Here is a 17,351-nt window from a genome sequence, read left to right as displayed (position 1 = left end):
CGGCAGTGCGCAAGGACCCCGTTGTCCAACGATGAAGATCGCCGGGTCGAGAATCCGACGCCGTCCCGGGCCGGGGCGCCGCCAAGTCACGATTTGTCGCCGCGGCATTGCAGACGATCGCGACGGCTGGCCGCCCCGATCGTCAACCCGCACGCCGCGCGCCCGGCCCCGGCCTGGGAACGGTGTCGCGGGCGGTCAGTCCTGTGTGGTTGGCCGAACAACGGAGATCGACCTTGACGAGTTGGCCGCAATCTCGATGGGTGATTTCCACGGCAGGGCCCTCGGGGTCGGCCACCCAGCGGTCGCCCCATTGCATCAGCGCGACCAGCGCGGGGAACAGATCGATACCCGCCTCGGTCAGGCGGTATTCGTTGCGCTGACGGGCACCGGGCTCCTGGTATGGCGAACGTTGCAGCAGGCCGTGTTCAACCAGCGTATTGAGCCGGTCGGTCAAAAGGTTTCGGGCGCATCCGATGCCGGCGTGAAACTGCTCGAAGCGACGCGCTCCGTAATACGCCTCGCGCAGCACCAAAAACGTCCACTTCTCGCCGACGATCTCCAACGTGCGCTTGGCCGAGCAGTTCTCGCCGCTCCACTGTGAACGATCGAAATCCATGGCGGTAGTCTAGCTGAGTTTAAGATCGCTATCGAGCTACGCGGGTGGCGGCGACACCGACGGCGGAGGAATACATGAGGGCACTGCACTTCATCGCCAAGCGGACCATCGAATGGCGAGAACATCCCGACCCGCAGATCGAGGCAGCGACTGAGGCGATCGTGCATCCGCTCGCCTCGACCACCTGCGACCTCGACCGCAGCATCATCGCCGGCGCAGTCGATTTCGGGAGCGACTACCCGATCGGGCACGAATGCGTGGCAGAGGTGATCGCGATCGGCGATCAGGTACGCAACGTCGAACCCGGCGACGTGTGCGTGGTGCCGTGGCACATCAATTGCGGTACGTGTGGCCAGTGTCGACTCGGCCTGACCGCCGCCTGCACCGCCGTCCCCGGCTTATCGGGTTACGGTGCTCCCATCGGCGGCGACTGGGGCGGACTGTTCTCCGATCGCGTTCGCGTCCCGTTTGCCGACGCCATGCTGACCAAGCTGCCGCCAGGTGTGGATCCGGTCCGCGCCGCGAGCTGCAGCGACAACTTGACCGACGCGTATGTCGCGGTATGGCGGGGTCTTTCGCGGCGCCCGGGCGCTCCTGTGCTGGTCTTGAACAGCCTGCCCAGTCTTGGGCTGTTCGCGGTGCAACACGCCCTCGCGTTGGGCGCCGCGGCGGTGACGTTTGTCGACGCCAAGGAGGAGCGCCGCGAGTTGGCACGCGGCCTCGGCGCCACGGTGTTCTCTCGGGTCGACAGCGGCCGGGACCACGGCAAGTATCCGGTGGTCGTCGGCGCGGCGCCCGGGCCCGCTCTGCTCGCGGAGGCCATCAGATGCGTCGCTCCCGGCGGCCACCTGTCGAACGTCGCGATGGTGTTCGGCGACGCTCCGGTTCCCCTGTGGGACATGTATCAACGCGACATGACGTTCGCCACCGGCTTCGTGAGCGTGACACCGCATCTGGAGACGCTGCTCGGGCTGCTGGGCAGTGGACGCCTCGATCCAAGCGCAGTCGTGACCGAACACGATTGGGTGGACGCTCCGCACGTTCTGCTGGAGCCTTACGCCAAGCCGGTCCTCGTGGCACCATCCCTCATGCGGGCGTGACCATCCGATCCCGCACGCTATGCCGTGCCCGGCCCACAACCCCTGAGTCACACCAGGTCCACCGCTCTTGGCGGCGAGGGCGCCGTCGGCTTGCGCCTTGCGACGAGCGCGACCGGCGGTGCGCTGCCGCGCCACCCATCAGCCCTACTGGTATGTGCGAGCGCTGCAGGACATGCCGGACGGACGACACCGTCGACTCGACGTGCCGCAATTCCGGCCGCTACCGCCGCGGCAGGTGCTGAATCTCGCTCAGCTCCGTCGCCCGGCCGAACAGGTGGCCTTGCGCGAGCCCACATCCGGCCGCGAAAACGGTCTGGGCCTGCTCCGCGGTTTCGATCCCTTCCGCAATCACGCTGACGCCCAGCGCTTTACACAGTCCCATCACCGAGCGATACAGCGTGAGATTTCGACTGGGCTCGACGCCCATCGCCAATCCGCGGTCCAGTTTCACGATCTGAACCGGTAACTCGTGCAGATACGTCAGCGAGTTGTATCCCGCACCGAAGTCGTCCAAGGCCACCCTGACGCCCAGATCGTTCAGGCGCCGAATCGCCGCCGCACCCTCGAAGAGATCAACGACGGGAACCGTTTCGGTGATCTCCAGGACGACCCGTTGCGGGGACAGGCCGTGGCGGGCCAGGGTGCGGCTGATGAGCCGTTCCAAGTCGGAGCTGCCCAAGCGGGCGGCTCCGATGTTGACATGGACGTCGACCGCGAGGCCGGACGCCTGGATATCCGCACATGCCTGGTCGAGCACCAGCGCGTCGAGCTCCGCCCCCAGACCGTTGGCTTCGGCCAGCGAGACAAAGGTTTGGGGAGGAATGTGAATCCCGCTGGGAGTGGTCCAGCGGGCAAGCGCCTCCACGGCGACCGGGGTGCCCTGTGGTAGGCCGACGATCGGTTGGTAGCGAAGCCTAAAGCCTTGGGGTGCCTGACCTTTCGCCTGCCTGAGCGCGGTGGGAAAGTCCTCGATTACGCTGAACGCCGGCCGGTAGACCACCGCGGTATCCTTGCCTAGCCGCTTTCCGGTGTACATCGAGATATCGGCCTGCCGGAGAAGATCGTCGGAGGTCTGCCGCACCCCATCGGTCGCGGGACTGACCAACCCCATACTGGCGCGCACCCGCACCGAAGTGCCGTGTATCGAGAAGGGGCCGCGAAGCGCCACTCGTAGTCGATCGGCGACCAGCTCGGGCGCCGCCACGACACCGGCGATGAGGATCGCGAATTCGTCGCCGCCGATGCGGGCCAGTGTGTCCTCGGCGCGAAGGCAACTGCGCAGCCGCGCGCTGACCGCGCACAGCAACTCGTCACCGGCGGCGTGTCCGAATCGGTCATTGACCTCCTTGAAGTCGTCGATGTCGACGAAGATCAACACGAAGGGCCCGTCGCGTATCGCGTCATCCAGCCGCTGAGCCAATAGCAACCGATTGGGCAGGTCGGTCAGCGCATCGTGGTGCGCTTGATGGGTCAGTCGCTGTTTTGCCTCGATGAGCTGTTTGGTGAGCGTGCGCTGCACTCGCATCGCCACCCAGTACCGGGTCGACACGAGCACCGCCATCGCGACGTAGGTACCGATGAACGTGGGGTCGACGCGGCGTCCGATGAGCTCGTGAAAAGTGACCAGAGCGGTGCTGCCCATGAACCCGACGTAGGGCAGGGTCAGCTGCGCCCAGTTGGTGGGCGTCTCTTCGCCGGACTCTGCGACAGGTCGGGCACCGAAATCCGCGAGGCTCCACGCGATGAGCAGCGGAGCGAGGACAAACCCGGTGCCGACCCAGAGGTCCAGCCGCGTCACTTCCACGCTGCGGAGGTAGGCCAGCAGGCGGTCCGACGAGGCCAGGGTCATGACCGCTCCCGCGAGCAGCACGTAATTGGTCCGCCCCGGCCGATCGAGCGGGTACCACATGGCCACGAGAACAGCGGTCACCACCACGACCAGCTCGACCGCTGCGATACCGACCACGACTGGAGCGTTGGTCGACCGCGGCAGCGCGGCGCCGTGCATGGCCCCCAACCGAGCCACATAGACCAGGTGAAAGAACGCCAATGCTGCCAACGTTCCGTCCAGGCCGACGGTGACGATGCCCTGCCGGCCCCGCAGCGCCGGGCCCGCCCCATGGCCGGATCGGACGAGGCACACCAGCGCCACCGCGAACAGCAGTCCCGCCACGAAATAGCCGACGACGGCCGCTATCGGCGCGGTGGCACCGTCATCGGCTATCCGGACCGGTTGGGAGACAGCCTCGGCGGCAAGGAATACCGCGATTGCGGCGAGCAAGCTGACTCGCCACCACCGCGCCAAGCCGCGCACCCGCCGAACGACGCGAAGCCCGACCAGCATTGCGGCGACGCACACGGTCGCTTCGAGACCGAACTGTGCCCGCTGCGCCATCACGGTCCCCCACAGGCCGAGCGCATTGAACGCTGCCGTAACGACGACCACAGCAGACAGCGCGCCGCAGAAGCGGCGGCTCAGAAACGACAACGCGCCCCCTCAAGCCCGCGGTAGATCGTGCACATCCTGGCAGAACGGCGCGGCACCGGGACCGTTATCGGCAGATCAGGGAATTCAGTACCGCCGCGCGCAGCCGCGCCGCCCGGCTCCTTGGCTCGGTGAACCGCGACGCAGCGCCCTAAGCCTGTGGCAGGATCGGGCCGTGACCGCCGGGGGCGTGCGAAAACCGATCGCCGGCAGCCGCAACTGTGTGCGGGGGTGGGTGTCCCTGCTGCTCGTCGCAGGCTTTGCCACGGGGTGCACCGCAATCGTCGGCGGGGCGGCGCGGCCCGCGCCGGGCCTCGTCCCCCGTCCGCTCACCGGCCGGGAGGTCGAACGGGCCCTTCTCGACAACGCGGAGTTGAACCGAGCTTTCGGGCAATCGTTCAAGACCGATCCCGATCAGCCCGGGGGTTTCGGCGGTAGCGAGCTTCTGCAGGAGAACGCCCAGACGCCTCCCGATTGCGGCGGCGTGGTCGATCCGCTCCTCAAGGACAGCTATGCGGGTTCGGAGGTGCGGGCGGTTGCCACCAGCGATTGGATGTATTCCAGCCCGAACCCCGCGGCGATCGCCGTGCAGGAGGCGGTAGTGGCGTTGCCCGACGCACGGGCAGCCGACGCCGCATTCAGCGCGTTGGCCCGTCGCTGGCGTTCGTGCGGCGGTGCGACGATGACCATCGGCGGTGACCCCAACTTCACCTCCCGGGTCGGCTCCATCGCCGAAAAGAATTCGGTGCTCTCCGCCCCGATCGACGACATCAGCAGTTACATGACGATGCCGGAAGCGCGAGCCGTCGGTGTGCGGGTCAATTGCCTCTTGGAAGTGAAAGTCGTCTATTATGCCAGCGCGGACCGTGACGGCTCGTCTGCCCACACCGCCACCGCCGTCGACGTCGCCCAGTTGCTGATGCAGAAGGTCAGCTCTCTGACGTGATTACGCCGCGCATGGTGACGAGGCGCCGCAAAGAGGGTGACGGTGTCCGCGTGGTGTCCGCTACGCCGTAGGAACGTGCCCCGCGATCTTCTGGGCGATTTCAGCGCCCCGCTGACCGACGTCATCGGCGCAAGCGCTCACGTCGATGACGATGTTGTTGGCTGCCGTCAACGCCCGTTGGCACGCCCATCCGCGCCCGTTTTCCTGGGTCCGCGTGATCGTCAGGACGCCGTCGCGGGCGGTGGCCTTACTTAGCTCCCAGTAGTGGGGACCGGTATCCCCGGGGTCATGAAGATCGACACGCCGGTTGTCGCATCGTGACCAGCTGGTCACCTGGCCGGCGTAGAAGTTGTTGGCGCCGAGCGCTTCTGGGAACGCGATCACGGCCTGATAGGCGATATGGTCGGCGTTGTCACGGCGGTCCTTGAGTACCTCTTCGCGCATGGCGGTCCATCCGCTGCCTTGGTAGTTGTAGTCCTGCGCTTCTGCCCACACCAGGCATCCGTCGTCGAGCGGGGCATTGGTGTACATCGTCTTTCGCGAGTCGACGACCTCCAGGCGGGCACCCATGATGGCGTCGAAATCGCGGTTGTCGAGCAGCAAACCCGATAGTGCGGACGCCGGCAACGGCCGGGGAGCGTGCCCGAGCGTCGGTGCCGCGACACCCCTGCCGACAGTGGTAACCGTGCATCCCGTCACCACGGCACTCCACGCGATCACTAGCAGCGCCTGCCATGACGTCGCTGTCCGCTTCACAACCTTCACCCCCACGCCGCTGCATTCTCAACTCGGCACTTTATTGTCGACCCACGACGCCTGGTGCACGATGTGTTTCGGTAAGCCGGCCGGTCGATGACTCGCAGAACAGCTAGGTGGTCAGGGCTGGTGGCTGCGCCGGGGAGCACCCGGCAACCCGACGCGCTCGAGGGAGCCCGGAATGACCGTGTGGACGCCTGGCGCGACGCTGTTCGGCAGAATCCTGCTCGCCTTCTTCGCAGCGGCGTGGGGAGTGGTTGCCGACGTGTGCGGCGAACAATCTCGCGCCGACACCGCGTCGGTCTACCACTTCTCCTGCGCGTGGGCCTCGTTGACGGCCGATTTCGCTGATCGCGACAACCTGCCGCAATCGCCGGATCCCCCGGCCGAGTGGTACCGCACCGACGCCGACGGCCGCTACGTCAATCACGGATGGGGGCCGAACGCCGACGCCCTGCCGGCACCGGCCGTCCCGCAAGGTGCGGGCTGCGATTCCGCGACATGGCGGCGCGAACGCATCGTCGCGGTGTCCCTGCGCTACGTCAATACGCCCGGTAACCCGCTGGCGCTGCAGTATCGGCATCACCACATCCCCGGGTGGGACCCCTCCTCCACGACCTACGCGGGCGCCGTCCCGGAGAATCCGGACCCGGACGCCCCGCCGGACTCGACCGCCTGGGCCGCCGGGGCCGGCCTGGACTGTTCCAACCTCACCGCCTGGGTCTACAACTACGGCCTCGGAATCAAGTTCGGCGGCAATGTGCATCGGCAGTGGGAGGGAACCGCCGGCCCGATGGGCCTGCGGATCTCCGCGGCGGGCCCGTTCGAACCCGGCGATCTGATATTCCTACACCCGAACGGCGACCAGAGCCAGGCATCGCATGTGGTCATCTACATCGACGAGGAACACATCATCGACAGCCGGGTCAATGCCCAAAGCCTGGCCGGGGTGCAGGTTCGCCAGCGTCGCGGCTGGTATCGCGACGCCGTTCTGGGCGCCTGGCGTCCGATCGACTGACGCAAGCCAGCGCTGTCGTCGGCGAGCGCCGGTGAAAGCGAACGCTTCTGCTTGAGGAATCGTCCTCAAGGTGAGTAGCTGAACAGAGCTGCGCCCGCGCCTGAATGGAGTGACCATGACCGAGCCCGCCTTTCCCGACGTGCGGTGGGGCCGCGACCCCGGCCCGGCCGTCATGAAAGTAATCACCGGGTTTCTCGGATCGAAAGGCGGCGCCTGGCTCCTGCGTCACTTGACGGCAGTTGACGCTAGGGTCCTGCGGAACACCGCGGGCCGGCGTACCCTGCTGGGGCCGTTCGGGGTCCCCCTGCTGCTGCTCACCACCACCGGGCGAAAGTCGGGACGCCCCCGCCAAATCGCCCTGACCTACCTGCGCGAGGGCGACCGCCTGTTCGTCGTCGGCAGCAACTTCGGCCAACCGCAGCACCCCGCGTGGACGGCCAACCTGCTCGCTGAACCGAACGCCACCGTCGCCATCGGGGGTCAGGAAATCCCGATTCGCGCAACGCAACTCGCGGGCGCCGAGGCGGATCGCATCTATCAGGAATTCGTCAGTTACGCGGGCAACTACGGCGCCTACCGGGACCGCACCCGCCGCGAGATCCGCGTCTTCGCGTTGGCACGGCGGTAGCCGTCGAGCGGCGCGGTCAGCGGGCTTGTCACCAAGGCAGCTCTGAGTGGCTGTTGACGAAGCTCCCGGTTGGGCCGTCGGCACCGATCTGGGCCATCCTGACGATCGCCTCGGCGCCCTCGGCCACCGTCTGGGTGCCCGTGTTGCCGTTCAAGTCCGTTTTGGTGAATCCGGGGTCCACCGCGTTGATCCGGATATGCGGCAACGCCTTGGCGTACTGCACCGTGATCATGTTCAACGCGGCCTTCGACGCCGGGTAGGCCACTCCGGGATACAAATCCGGCGGAGCGGGCGCCAACAGCGCCACCGATCCCAGGCCGCTGCTGACGTTGACCACCACCGGTGCGGCGGACCTCTCGAGCAGGGGAAGGCACGCGTGCAACATGCGCACCGTGCCGAACACGTTGGTTTCGAACGTCTTTCGCACTACCTCGGCGGTGACGTCGCGCGGACCGATGATCGCGTTACCGTCGGCGCGTTCCTCCACGGCCGCGTTGTTGATCAGTACGTCCAGGCCCCCGTCGGCTTCGATGACCTGAACCGCGGCCCGAACCGATGCCTCGTCGGTGATGTCCAACTGGATGGCTCGCCCGCCCACCTGCTCTGCGGCTTGGTGGCCGCGCCGAAGATCGCGACTGCCGAGGTACACCGAGTGTCCAGCCGCCGCCAACTGTCGAGCGGTTTCCAGGCCGATACCTTTGTTGGCACCTGTGATGAGTGTTGTCGTCATGCGTCTACCGTGCGCCGGGGCTCGGTACCCTTGCCAGCCGCCTCGTCTTCCTAGGATTGCGAATACCAGGACGTCGCGAGGCGACAGGCGCACAGTGGAAACATGGCGACCGCGGAATTCGGGCTGGCCCTGCGGCGATACCGCGACCGGGTGAGCCCGCAGGACGCGGGGCTTGCGGTCGGGGGGCGTCGACGCGCCAAGGGCTTACGCCGCGAGGAACTGGCCCAGTTGGCCGGGATCTCGGTGGACTACATCACGCGTCTGGAACAGGGCCGGGCCGTCAATCCGTCAGCGCAGGTCATCGAGGCGCTCGCTCGTGCGTTGCGGCTGTCGGCTCCCGAACGGGGCCGACTGTTCAACCTGGCCGGTCGGGTGCCCCCCGGCCAGGGCACTGTGCCGGCGTATATCCCGCCCGGGGTGCAGCGGATGCTCGACCGGCTCCGTGAGACGCCGGTGGCCGTCTTCGACGCCGCGATGACACAGCTGGTGGCTAGCCCGCTTTACGTGGCGCTGATGGGCGAACACGTCGGCGATGAGCGTAATGCGGTGTGGCGCAATTTCGTTGGGGCGCCCGGCCGGGTGCGGCATACGGCGGAGTCGCTGCTCGAGCTGCGGGCCGCTCAGGTTTCGACGCTGCGTGCGACCGCCCAACGCTACCCCGCCGACCAGAACGTCCGGCGACTCATTGACGAACTGCGTGCGCGAAGCGAGCTGTTCACCGAATTATGGGACGCCGAAGTGGTTGCGCCGCAACAGCTTTCGTCTCACAAGATCATCGACCATCCGCAGGTCGGTGCAATCACCCTCGACTGCGATGTGTTGACGGTGCCCGGCGCTGACCTCACGATCATGGTGTACACCGCCGACCCGAGTTCCGATGATGCCGAAAGACTGGCGCTGCTCGCGGTCGTCGGGACTCAGCCGTTCGCCCGTTAGCTCTCGGCGCGTCAGACGCGGCCGGGAGCCGGCGGGTCACCGGCCGCGGGCCGCTCCGCGACCGTTGGCGGCGGTGGTATCTGCGGTGGCCCCCCGCTATAGATATCGAGGTAGGGCGCGGCGTAGGGGTTTCGCCACGGCCGCACGCCGGCGCGGCGCTTGCGGGCGTACGTGATGATTACGACGCCGCAGCCGACCACGAGAAAGCTCAGCAACAACACCTTGCCAATGAGCAGCAGCGTGTCCATGAGGGGATTTTAGCCGCGGCGGCGGTCATCGGGGTGTGAACGAAGGGACGCTGCCCGGCCGGCGGATGACCGGAGCGGCGCGCCCGGACGTCATTCCCGCTGGTACTGCTGGGGTCGGAGGAGTTCATGTGGCGGCTGTGACTGCGCCACCCCCAACCGTCCCCCGACACCCGACCCGGTGAACGCGGTTTGTCGTCCGCGTGCCCTATGTTGGACCGTCCGAGCTATGACCGACAGGAACGGAGGGCACGTGCTGGACGACGACACCACGCTGTCGCCTGCCGACCTGCTCGAGCTCAATCGCGGCCTCCAGGGCTCCCCCACGATCCGCCTCCTGGCCGCGCTCAACCTCAACCTTTACGCCACCCTGATGGAGCGTCAGCTCAGCGGCGGCGTGGTGCCCGAGACCGACCTCGTCGTGCGCCTCGAGCGCGACCTGGCCGCGCTCGATCCGGCCGGCGAGCAGTCCGGGCTGGCGCTGATCAAGTCATGGGCCAGCCAAGGCTGGCTGCACCGGGTGGCCGACCAACGCTCCGGGATCGAGCGCAACCTGTGCTACCTGACCCAGGAGGCGCGCCGGGCGCTCGACTTCCTGCGCGGCATGCGGCGACAGGACACCATCGCGACCGGCGGCTCCATCAATGGCATCGCGGCGCGGCTCAAGCAGGTCGCCCTGCGGGTCGGCAACGACCCCTGCCGCGTCCGCGCCGGCATCGAGGCCGAAATCTGCGCGCTGCAAGCCGAACTCGATGCGCTCGATGACGCCGGACGCCCGGACGACCACGACGTCGACCTCACCGACGCCTACGATGAAGCCCACGCCATCGCCTTGCAGATGGAACGCCTGATCACCGACATCGGTCAGTACGGGACCATGATCGAGCGGGCCACCGCGGCCCTTGACGAGCCGATCGACAGCAACGTGGAGTACCGCGATCGGCAGCGTCGCATGTACGCCGACTACGAGGCCGCGTGGGATTCCCAGGGGCGCGACTCGCACCGCGCATTCCTGCGGATGATCAACGATCCCGACCACCGCGCCGAGTTCGAGGCCGATGTCGCCGCGGTCGCCGAAGCCCTGCCCGCCCTCGACCCGGCGCTGCGCAAGGTGATGGCCGGCTTCTTCGAGTTGGTCGGACACCAGATCGACGAGGTCGAACGCATCCAGCAGCGCTGCGCCCAACGCATCAAACGATTCACCGCCTTCGGTACCCTCGAACAGAGCCGCGGCGTGGCCCGTCAGCTCAACGAGGCTATCGGCGCCGCCCGCAACCTCCTGAAGTCCTCGCTGACCGATTCGCGGCTGGATATCGAGCTTCCCCTGGCCCGCCACGCCTTCACATCCGTTGGCGCGCTGAGCTTTCGGATTGGCGACCTCTCGAATCCCAAGCCCGCGCACGCGGCCGAGGGCGAGGTCGACCTGACCAGTTTCGCCGCCCTGACCACCCAGGTGGACGCGCCCGCGATGTCGGAGATGATCAATACGGCTATCGGCTCCGGTGCCGCGGTGTCGCTGCCGGACGCGGTGGCCATGCTCGAGTCGGCCTACCTCGGTCACATCATCGTGCTGTGGTCCTGGGCGCTCAAACAACCAGACTCCGGCACCGTGCCCGGATCGGCCACCGTGCGGTTCCGGTCACTCGACGGGCGCGACCGTGAGATGGAGGTGCCGCGCTTGCTGTTCACCGAACCGGTTTCCACCCCGCAAGGAGCGAGTGCATGACCGTCGATGAGATCGCGGACTACAGCGGCTTTTCGGCGCTGCCAGACGTCGACCAGACCGCGCGTGCGCCGCACCAGCGCCGGCCGCGCTTCGACGGCGACGTGTCCGAACTGCCCGACCGCGCCTGCTGGGCCTTACAGCAGCTGCTGACCCGCCGCTACCTCAGCGCCGAAACCGACCGCGACGTCTACACCTGGGTCTTGGAGTACCGGGCCCAGCTGTGCGTCAGGTTATCCGAACTCGACCTGTTGCTCCGCGTCGTCGAGGGCGCGGACGTGGCGTTCGTCGAACAGGCCCGCTACGAATCCGCCAGGGGCGTCAAGCTGTTGCGCCGCGAACCGCTGGGCACCTACGACTCGATTCTGGCCCTGCACCTGGCGCAGATGATGCGCGCCTCCGGGGACCAGGCCGTGGTGATCAGTCGTGACGAGATGCACGGCTTGTTCTCCGGGGTTCTCAATGACGTCGACCGCGACACCGTCACGTTTTCGGGGCGCATCGACGGCGCCATCGCGCGGCTGGCGTCGTTGGAAATTCTGCGCAGGACCCGCGACGACGAGGACAGCTACACGGTCAGCCCGGTCATCAACGCCGTGATGACGGCCTCGGTGATCGCCGAGCTGCAGCAGCAGTTCGAGATCCTGTTGGGCGGCGGCGCCCCCGACGGGACGGGTCTAGATGACGAGGGGGAAGCCGCCGATGACTGAACAGTTCCACCTGGCGCGCCTGCAGGTCGTCAACTGGGGCGTCTTCGACGGATACCATTCGATCCGGTTCAGCGAGGGCGGCGCACTGATCGCCGGCGCCTCCGGTAGCGGCAAATCGTCACTGCTGGACGCCATTTCGCTGGGCTTTCTGCCGTTCAACCGGCGCAACTTCAACGCCTCCGGTGACAACACCGCGGCGGGTTCGGGCGCCGGCCGACGCACCGTCGACAAATACGTACGCGGGGCGTGGGGGCAGCGCAGCGACGCCGGCACCAGCAAGGTCATGTACCTGCGGGGTGACGGCACCGCCTGGTCGGCGGTCGCCGTCACCTACCGCAGTACGACCGGCCGCACCGTCACCGGGCTCGTGCTCAAGTGGCTGACCGGTGAATCGCGATCGGATTCCTCGAGCCGGTATGCGCTGGCCGACGGCGATCGTGACATCGAGGACGTGTGCAACCGGTGGGCGGCCGGCCGTTTCGACGCGGCGGTGTTCAAAGACGACTGGCGGTTCTCCACCAAGGTGGAGTCGCAATACCTCGCGCAGCTCTACGCGACTATCGGCATCCGCGCCTCCGACGCAGCCCAGCAGCTGCTCGGCAAGGCGAAGTCGTTGAAAAGCGTTGGCGGGCTGGAGCAGTTCGTCCGCGAGTTCATGCTCGACGAACCCGAAAGCCTGGCCCGGCTGCCCGAGGCGCTCAAGCAGATCGACCCGCTAGTGGAGGCTCGCGAGCTGCTGGCCGTCGCGCAACGCAAACGCAAGATCCTCGGCGACATCGAGAAGATCCAGCAGCGCTACGCCTCGGAGTCGTCCGATCTGGGCATCATCGACCTCGTCGATCAGCCGATGGTCCGCGCCCACACCGATCACGTTCGACTGGCCCAGTGCCCGGTTCAGATCGCATCGCTCGACGCCACCATCGACCAGCTCGGCAACGAATACGAAGACGTCACCCGCCAGCTCAATCTGGCCAAGGCCGAAGGTGATTCGCTGAACGCGCAGATCAGCGGGTCCAGCGCCAGCCTCGGGCCGCTGCAATCCCAGGTGGCCGCCGCCGAGGCGCAGGCCGAGCAGGTGGCGCGCCGACGCGGCGCCTACGAAGCGATGCTGAACGCGCACGGCCTGGACGCGCCCGACACCGCCGAGGAGTTCTGGAACCTGCGCGAGGAACTCGGCACTCGGGCAACGGAATTGCTCGCCAAACTGGATCGCGGCCGCGAAGCCTCGACCGACGCGGAGTACGCGCAGAAGGTCGCCCGCATCGTCCGCGACGACGCGGCCAAGGAACTCAGACGCGTCGAGCACGTCGGGTCGGCACTTCCGGAGTTCGCGTTAGCGATGCGCGAACACATCTGCGCCGCTGTCGGGACCGACCCCGGCGAGCTGCCCTACATCGCCGAGTTGATGGACCTGCGGCCCGAGCAGAGTCGCTGGCGCGTCGCCGTCGAAAAAGTGCTGCGCGGGGTGGGCCTGCGCTTGCTGGTCCCGGACACCCACTACGAGGCGGTGTTGCGGTTCGTCAACGACACCAACATGGGCGGGCGGCTGCAACTGCATCACGTCCGCGCCAGGTTGGTCGGTGCCGAAGTCACCGAGGCCGACCCGAACACGTTGGGCGGCAAGCTGTTCGTGGTTGACCCGGCCCACGACTGCGCGGCCGAGGCCGCCGACGTCATCGCCGCCGCGGGGGATCACGTGTGCGTGGACACGCCGGACCTGTTCCCTCGGTTCCGGCGCGCCGTGACCGACACCGGGCTGTACAAGGACTCCGAGCGACTGGCCATCAAAGACGACCGTCGCCCGCTCAAACAGTCCGATTACCTCTACCAGGGCGACGTCGCCGCCAAGATCGACGCGCTGACCGTGGAGCTGGCCAAGGCGGAGGAGGCGTTTCGCCGAGCCCGCAGCGTCGCCGATGACATCGCCGCCCAACGCCAGCAGTGGCGGGACCGCGTCGCCGCGTTCAAGGCGATCTGTGATCAGTTCGAGCAGTGGACCCACGTCGACACCGAAACCGCCGACGGGCATGCCGATCGGCTCCGCGAGCAGTTCGAGTTGCTGCTGGCCGACAATCCAGACATCGAGGCGCTCACCGCCCGCGCCGAGGAGTGCTGGGAGCAGATCCAGGCGCTCATGACCCGGCGCGGCGCCATCCAGACCCGCCGCGACGACCTCGACGCGCGCCGGACGCGTCTCCTCGAGTTGCAGGAGCGGCTCGACCCGCCGTTCGTGTCCGAGCCGTTGACCGAGCTGCTCGATCGCTATGCCGCCGATATACCCGTGTCGCTGGACATGCTCAATCCCGAACCGCACAGCGACGCGGTGTTCACCGCAATCCGGCGCGAACGCGAACAACTTCGCGAGAGCCGCAGGCGCTCCTACGATGAGCTCGCGCGAATCCTCAACACGTTCGACACCGCGTTCCCCGACGCGATCCCCAACGACAGCGACGTGTTCGACGAGCGCGTCCACGACTACGTCGCGCTGTGCCGCCACATCGACGAACGGGAACTGCCCGAGGCCTACGAGCGGATGCTGCGCCTGGTCACCGAGCAGGCGCCCGACGCCATCCTGACCCTGCACCGCGTCGCCGAGCAGGAGGCCCGGCGGATCAGCGAGCAGATGGAACGCGTCAACACGGGTCTGAGCGCGGTGGAGTTCAACCGCGGCACCCGATTGACGTTGCGGGCCACGTCGCGCAGCCTCACCGCGGTCGCCGAACTCACCGAGATCGTCCGTGCCATCTCGCGGCGCATCGCCGAGGTCGGCCTCGGTGACAAGCAGGCCATCCTGGACCAGTACGCCGACATCGTGCGGCTGCGCAATCGATTGGCCTCGACCGCACCGGAAGACAAGGCCTGGACTCGCGACGCCCTCGACGTCCGCAACCGATTCACCTTCGACTGCGCCGAGTGGGATGTCAGCACCGGCGAGCTGATCCGGACCCACAGCAACGCCGGCGACAACTCCGGCGGGGAACAGGAGAAGCTGATGGCGTTCTGCCTCGCGGGGGCGCTGAGCTTCAACCTGGCCAACCCCGAAAGTGCGGACAACAGGCCGGTTTTCGCGCAGTTGATGCTCGACGAGGCGTTCTCCAAGTCCGACCCGCAATTCGCGCAGCAGGCGTTGCAGGCGTTCCGCAAATTCGGCTTCCAGCTGGTCATCGTCGCCACCGTGCAGAACGCCACCACCATTCAGCCCTACATCGACAGCGTGGTGATGGTGTCCAAACGCGAAGCGACCGGCCGCGGCGCCCGCCCCGTGGCGACCGTGACCACGAAGACGATCACGGATTTCACCGCCCTGCGCCACACGATGCGGGCCACCGCAACCGAGCGAGTGCCCGCCAGCGTGTGACGGCCCCGCGGCGCTACGTCGGCTCGGGGACGTGCGCCTGCCAGCGGGCGCGGCGCTCGCTGTCCGTCTCTTCCCACCACGGCGGAGTGCCGCGCTCCCCCAACGCGACCTTCGCGGCGTGCACGCCCGCCCGGGCCTCCGACTCCCGAGCGGTGCCCCGGGTGCGGCGCACCTCTCGGCGCCACGCCATCAGGATCCGGACGAGTTCCGAGCGACGATCGTCGGGGATCGATGGGTCGGTCGCGCGCCATCGTCGGCCGGCGATGACAACGTAGCGGCCGTCGTCGGTGGTCGGTGGGTCGGGCATCGGCCGATCGTAAGCGGCGGCGGACGCCGCTCCCGGCGCGTTGGTGCGCCCACTCAGAGCCGAGGACACGATCGGGGCGCACCGCAGCGGCCCCGTCGCCCACGGTTTCGTCATCGCCACCCCGCAGAGTCGGGTGTTGCGAACGCGCGGCGAACGGACGGTGGCGACCAGTGTCCAGATCGCGCACCCCGCTAGCACCCACTTCGACACCGGCAACGGCATCACGCAGAATCGGGGCATGACCGCAAGCCCTCGTCTCTGCGCCACGGCGCCGCCGCCCGCCCCGTCATCGTGTCGCCCGTGGGCGTCGACGTCAGCCTGGGCCGCCTGATGGCCCCCGCCCCGCTGAACGGTCTGTCGGACATTCGCGCGTTCTTCCACACCAACAAGGTGCCGCTCTACTTCATCTCGCCGACCCCGTTCAACCTGTTGGGGATCGACCGTTGGGTGCGAAACTTCTTCTACCTCACCTATTTTGACTCCTTCGAGGGCACCCATTCGCGGGTGTTCGTGCCGCGGCGACGCGACCGCCGTGACTTCGACTCCATGGACGAAGTCTGCAGCCATCTGCTCTCCGATCCCGAGACGCTCGAGTTCATCGCGGGTCGAGGCCCCGGTGGCAAGTGCTGCTTCGTGATGATGAACGAGGAGATTCAAGCCCTCGCACGCCAGGCGGGTCTGGACGTCATGCACCCGCCGATCGAGTTGCGCAATCGCCTGGGCTCGAAAATCGTGATGACGCGCCTCGCCAACGAGGCGGGGATTCCGAGCGTGCCGCATGTCATCGGGCGGGCGGGCTCCTACGACGAACTGCTGGCGCTGGCCGAAAGCGCCGGACTGGGCGACGATCTCGTCATCTCGATCGCGTATGGCAACGCCGGCAGCGGGACGTTCTTCGTGCACGGCCAGCGCGACTGGGACGAGCACGCCGCCGAACTGAGCTCCCAGCCCGAATTCAAGGTGATGAAGCGCATCCGCAACGTCGAGGTGTGCCTCGAGGGTGCCGTGACCCGCCACGGCACCGTGATCGGACCCGCGATGACCAGTCTCGTCGGATACTCGGAGCTGACGCCCAGCCGCGGCAGCTGGTGCGGCAACGACATTTGGCGTGAGGTGCTGCCGCCGGCGCAGACGCACGCCGCGCGGGAGATGGTGGGCAAGTTGGGCGACGTCATGCGCCGCGAGGGCTATCGCGGTTACTTCGAGGTCGACCTCCTGCACGACCTCGATTCCAACGAGCTCTACCTCGGCGAGGTGAATCCGCGGCTTTCCGGGGCGAGCCCCATGACGAACCTGACGACCGAGGCCTACGCCGACATGCCGTTGTTCCTCTTCCACCTGCTCGAATACATGGACGTCGACTACGAACTCGACATCGCGGAGATCAACGCGCGTTGGGAGCGGGGCTATGGCGAGGATGAAGTCTGGGGCCAGGTGATCATCACCGAGACGTCGCCCGACCTCGAGATCTTCACCGCCACGCCGCGCACCGGCGTCTGGCGCATCGACGACGAGGGGCGGGTGTCCTTCGCCCGGTCCGCCAACGACTGGGCCACGCTGCTCGACGGCTCCGAGGCCTTCTACATGCGCGTCGCCGCCCCGGGCGACCTGCGGTCCCAGGGTGCGCAACTCGGCGTGCTCGTCACCCGCTCACACCTGCAGACGGACGACTATCGGCTCAGCGAGCGCTGCCAGCGCTGGGTCAAGGGCATGAAGGCGAAATTCGTCTCGACGCCCCTGACGCCGGCCGCGCCAATCGTCTCGCGGCTTGTCGCGCGGGCGTGAGCAGGGCC

At 67.4% G+C, this 17,351-nt stretch carries 15 protein-coding genes; 9 read left to right on the top strand and 6 right to left on the bottom strand.

Annotated elements, in window-relative coordinates; all coding sequences use genetic code 11:
* Nucleotides 1-142: 142 nt before the first annotated feature.
* Nucleotides 143-616, bottom strand: coding sequence for a helix-turn-helix domain-containing protein (locus A5714_RS22775; RefSeq protein ID WP_068289147.1), 474 nt, complete (start codon nt 614-616; stop codon nt 143-145).
* A 44-nt stretch (nt 617-660) separates the two neighbouring features.
* Here A5714_RS22775 and A5714_RS22770 point away from each other — a divergent pair, with 44 nt between their 5' ends.
* The gene (locus tag A5714_RS22770) at nt 661-1,716 is read left to right on the top strand and encodes a zinc-binding dehydrogenase (RefSeq protein WP_156747458.1); all 1,056 of its coding nucleotides are present in this window, start codon (nt 661-663) and stop codon (nt 1,714-1,716) included.
* A gap of 220 nt (nt 1,717-1,936) precedes the next feature.
* On the opposite strand, the gene A5714_RS22765 is transcribed toward A5714_RS22770, so the two are convergent.
* Entirely contained in the window at nt 1,937-4,204 is a 2,268-nt protein-coding gene (locus tag A5714_RS22765; protein ID WP_068289143.1) for a bifunctional diguanylate cyclase/phosphodiesterase, read from the bottom strand.
* 172 nt (nt 4,205-4,376) lie between these two features.
* Here A5714_RS22765 and A5714_RS26770 point away from each other — a divergent pair, with 172 nt between their 5' ends.
* A complete protein-coding gene (locus A5714_RS26770; RefSeq protein WP_197513880.1) occupies nt 4,377-5,147 on the top strand; it encodes a sensor domain-containing protein in 771 nt (256 codons plus the stop codon).
* Between the two features lie 60 nt (nt 5,148-5,207).
* Here A5714_RS26770 and A5714_RS22755 read toward each other — a convergent pair whose 3' ends face one another.
* Entirely contained in the window at nt 5,208-5,846 is a 639-nt protein-coding gene (locus A5714_RS22755; RefSeq protein WP_255377870.1) for a sensor domain-containing protein, read from the bottom strand.
* A 238-nt stretch (nt 5,847-6,084) separates the two neighbouring features.
* On the opposite strand from A5714_RS22755, the gene A5714_RS22750 reads away from it, so the two are divergent.
* Nucleotides 6,085-6,921, top strand: a complete 837-nt coding sequence (locus A5714_RS22750) for an NlpC/P60 family protein (RefSeq protein ID WP_068289141.1) — start codon at nt 6,085-6,087, stop codon at nt 6,919-6,921.
* Nucleotides 6,922-7,036: 115 nt separating this feature from the next.
* Nucleotides 7,037-7,549 (top strand): nitroreductase/quinone reductase family protein, encoded by a 513-nt coding sequence (locus A5714_RS22745; RefSeq protein ID WP_068289136.1) that lies wholly within the window; start codon nt 7,037-7,039, stop codon nt 7,547-7,549.
* Nucleotides 7,550-7,577: 28 nt separating this feature from the next.
* Here the strand turns inward: A5714_RS22745 and A5714_RS22740 are convergent, their stop codons facing one another.
* Nucleotides 7,578-8,279, bottom strand: a complete 702-nt coding sequence (locus tag A5714_RS22740; protein WP_068074135.1) for an SDR family NAD(P)-dependent oxidoreductase — start codon at nt 8,277-8,279, stop codon at nt 7,578-7,580.
* A 102-nt stretch (nt 8,280-8,381) separates the two neighbouring features.
* On the opposite strand from A5714_RS22740, the gene A5714_RS22735 reads away from it, so the two are divergent.
* Complete coding sequence (locus tag A5714_RS22735; RefSeq protein WP_068289133.1) at nt 8,382-9,215, top strand: helix-turn-helix domain-containing protein; 834 nt, start codon at nt 8,382-8,384, stop codon at nt 9,213-9,215.
* 11 nt (nt 9,216-9,226) lie between these two features.
* Here the strand turns inward: A5714_RS22735 and A5714_RS22730 are convergent, their stop codons facing one another.
* Complete coding sequence (locus A5714_RS22730) at nt 9,227-9,463, bottom strand: hypothetical protein (RefSeq protein WP_068074139.1); 237 nt, start codon at nt 9,461-9,463, stop codon at nt 9,227-9,229.
* 226 nt (nt 9,464-9,689) lie between these two features.
* Between A5714_RS22730 and A5714_RS22725 the strand changes: the two genes are divergently transcribed.
* Genes A5714_RS22725 through A5714_RS22715 form a run of 3 tightly spaced genes read left to right on the top strand, consistent with a single transcriptional unit; the run spans nt 9,690 to nt 15,251 of the window.
* A complete protein-coding gene (locus A5714_RS22725; protein WP_068289131.1) occupies nt 9,690-11,186 on the top strand; it encodes a DUF3375 family protein in 1,497 nt (498 codons plus the stop codon).
* Nucleotides 11,183-11,893 carry a DUF4194 domain-containing protein gene (locus tag A5714_RS22720; protein WP_068289124.1) on the top strand — a complete coding sequence of 237 codons (711 nt, stop codon included), beginning with the start codon at nt 11,183-11,185 and terminating at the stop codon, nt 11,891-11,893. Before A5714_RS22725 ends, A5714_RS22720 begins: the two co-directional genes overlap by 4 nt.
* Entirely contained in the window at nt 11,886-15,251 is a 3,366-nt protein-coding gene (locus tag A5714_RS22715) for an ATP-binding protein (protein ID WP_068289121.1), read from the top strand. Before A5714_RS22720 ends, A5714_RS22715 begins: the two co-directional genes overlap by 8 nt.
* A 13-nt stretch (nt 15,252-15,264) precedes the next feature.
* Here the strand turns inward: A5714_RS22715 and A5714_RS22710 are convergent, their stop codons facing one another.
* A complete protein-coding gene (locus tag A5714_RS22710) occupies nt 15,265-15,558 on the bottom strand; it encodes a hypothetical protein (RefSeq protein ID WP_068289162.1) in 294 nt (97 codons plus the stop codon).
* Nucleotides 15,559-15,888: 330 nt separating this feature from the next.
* Between A5714_RS22710 and A5714_RS22705 the strand changes: the two genes are divergently transcribed.
* Nucleotides 15,889-17,343, top strand: coding sequence for a biotin carboxylase (locus A5714_RS22705; RefSeq protein WP_068074287.1), 1,455 nt, complete (start codon nt 15,889-15,891; stop codon nt 17,341-17,343).
* Nucleotides 17,344-17,351: the final 8 nt, after the last annotated feature.

It is taken from the genome of Mycobacterium sp. E2462, assembly GCF_001672685.1.
Lineage (GTDB): Bacteria > Actinomycetota > Actinomycetes > Mycobacteriales > Mycobacteriaceae > Mycobacterium.
This window is presented reverse-complemented; position numbering and strand designations above follow the sequence as displayed.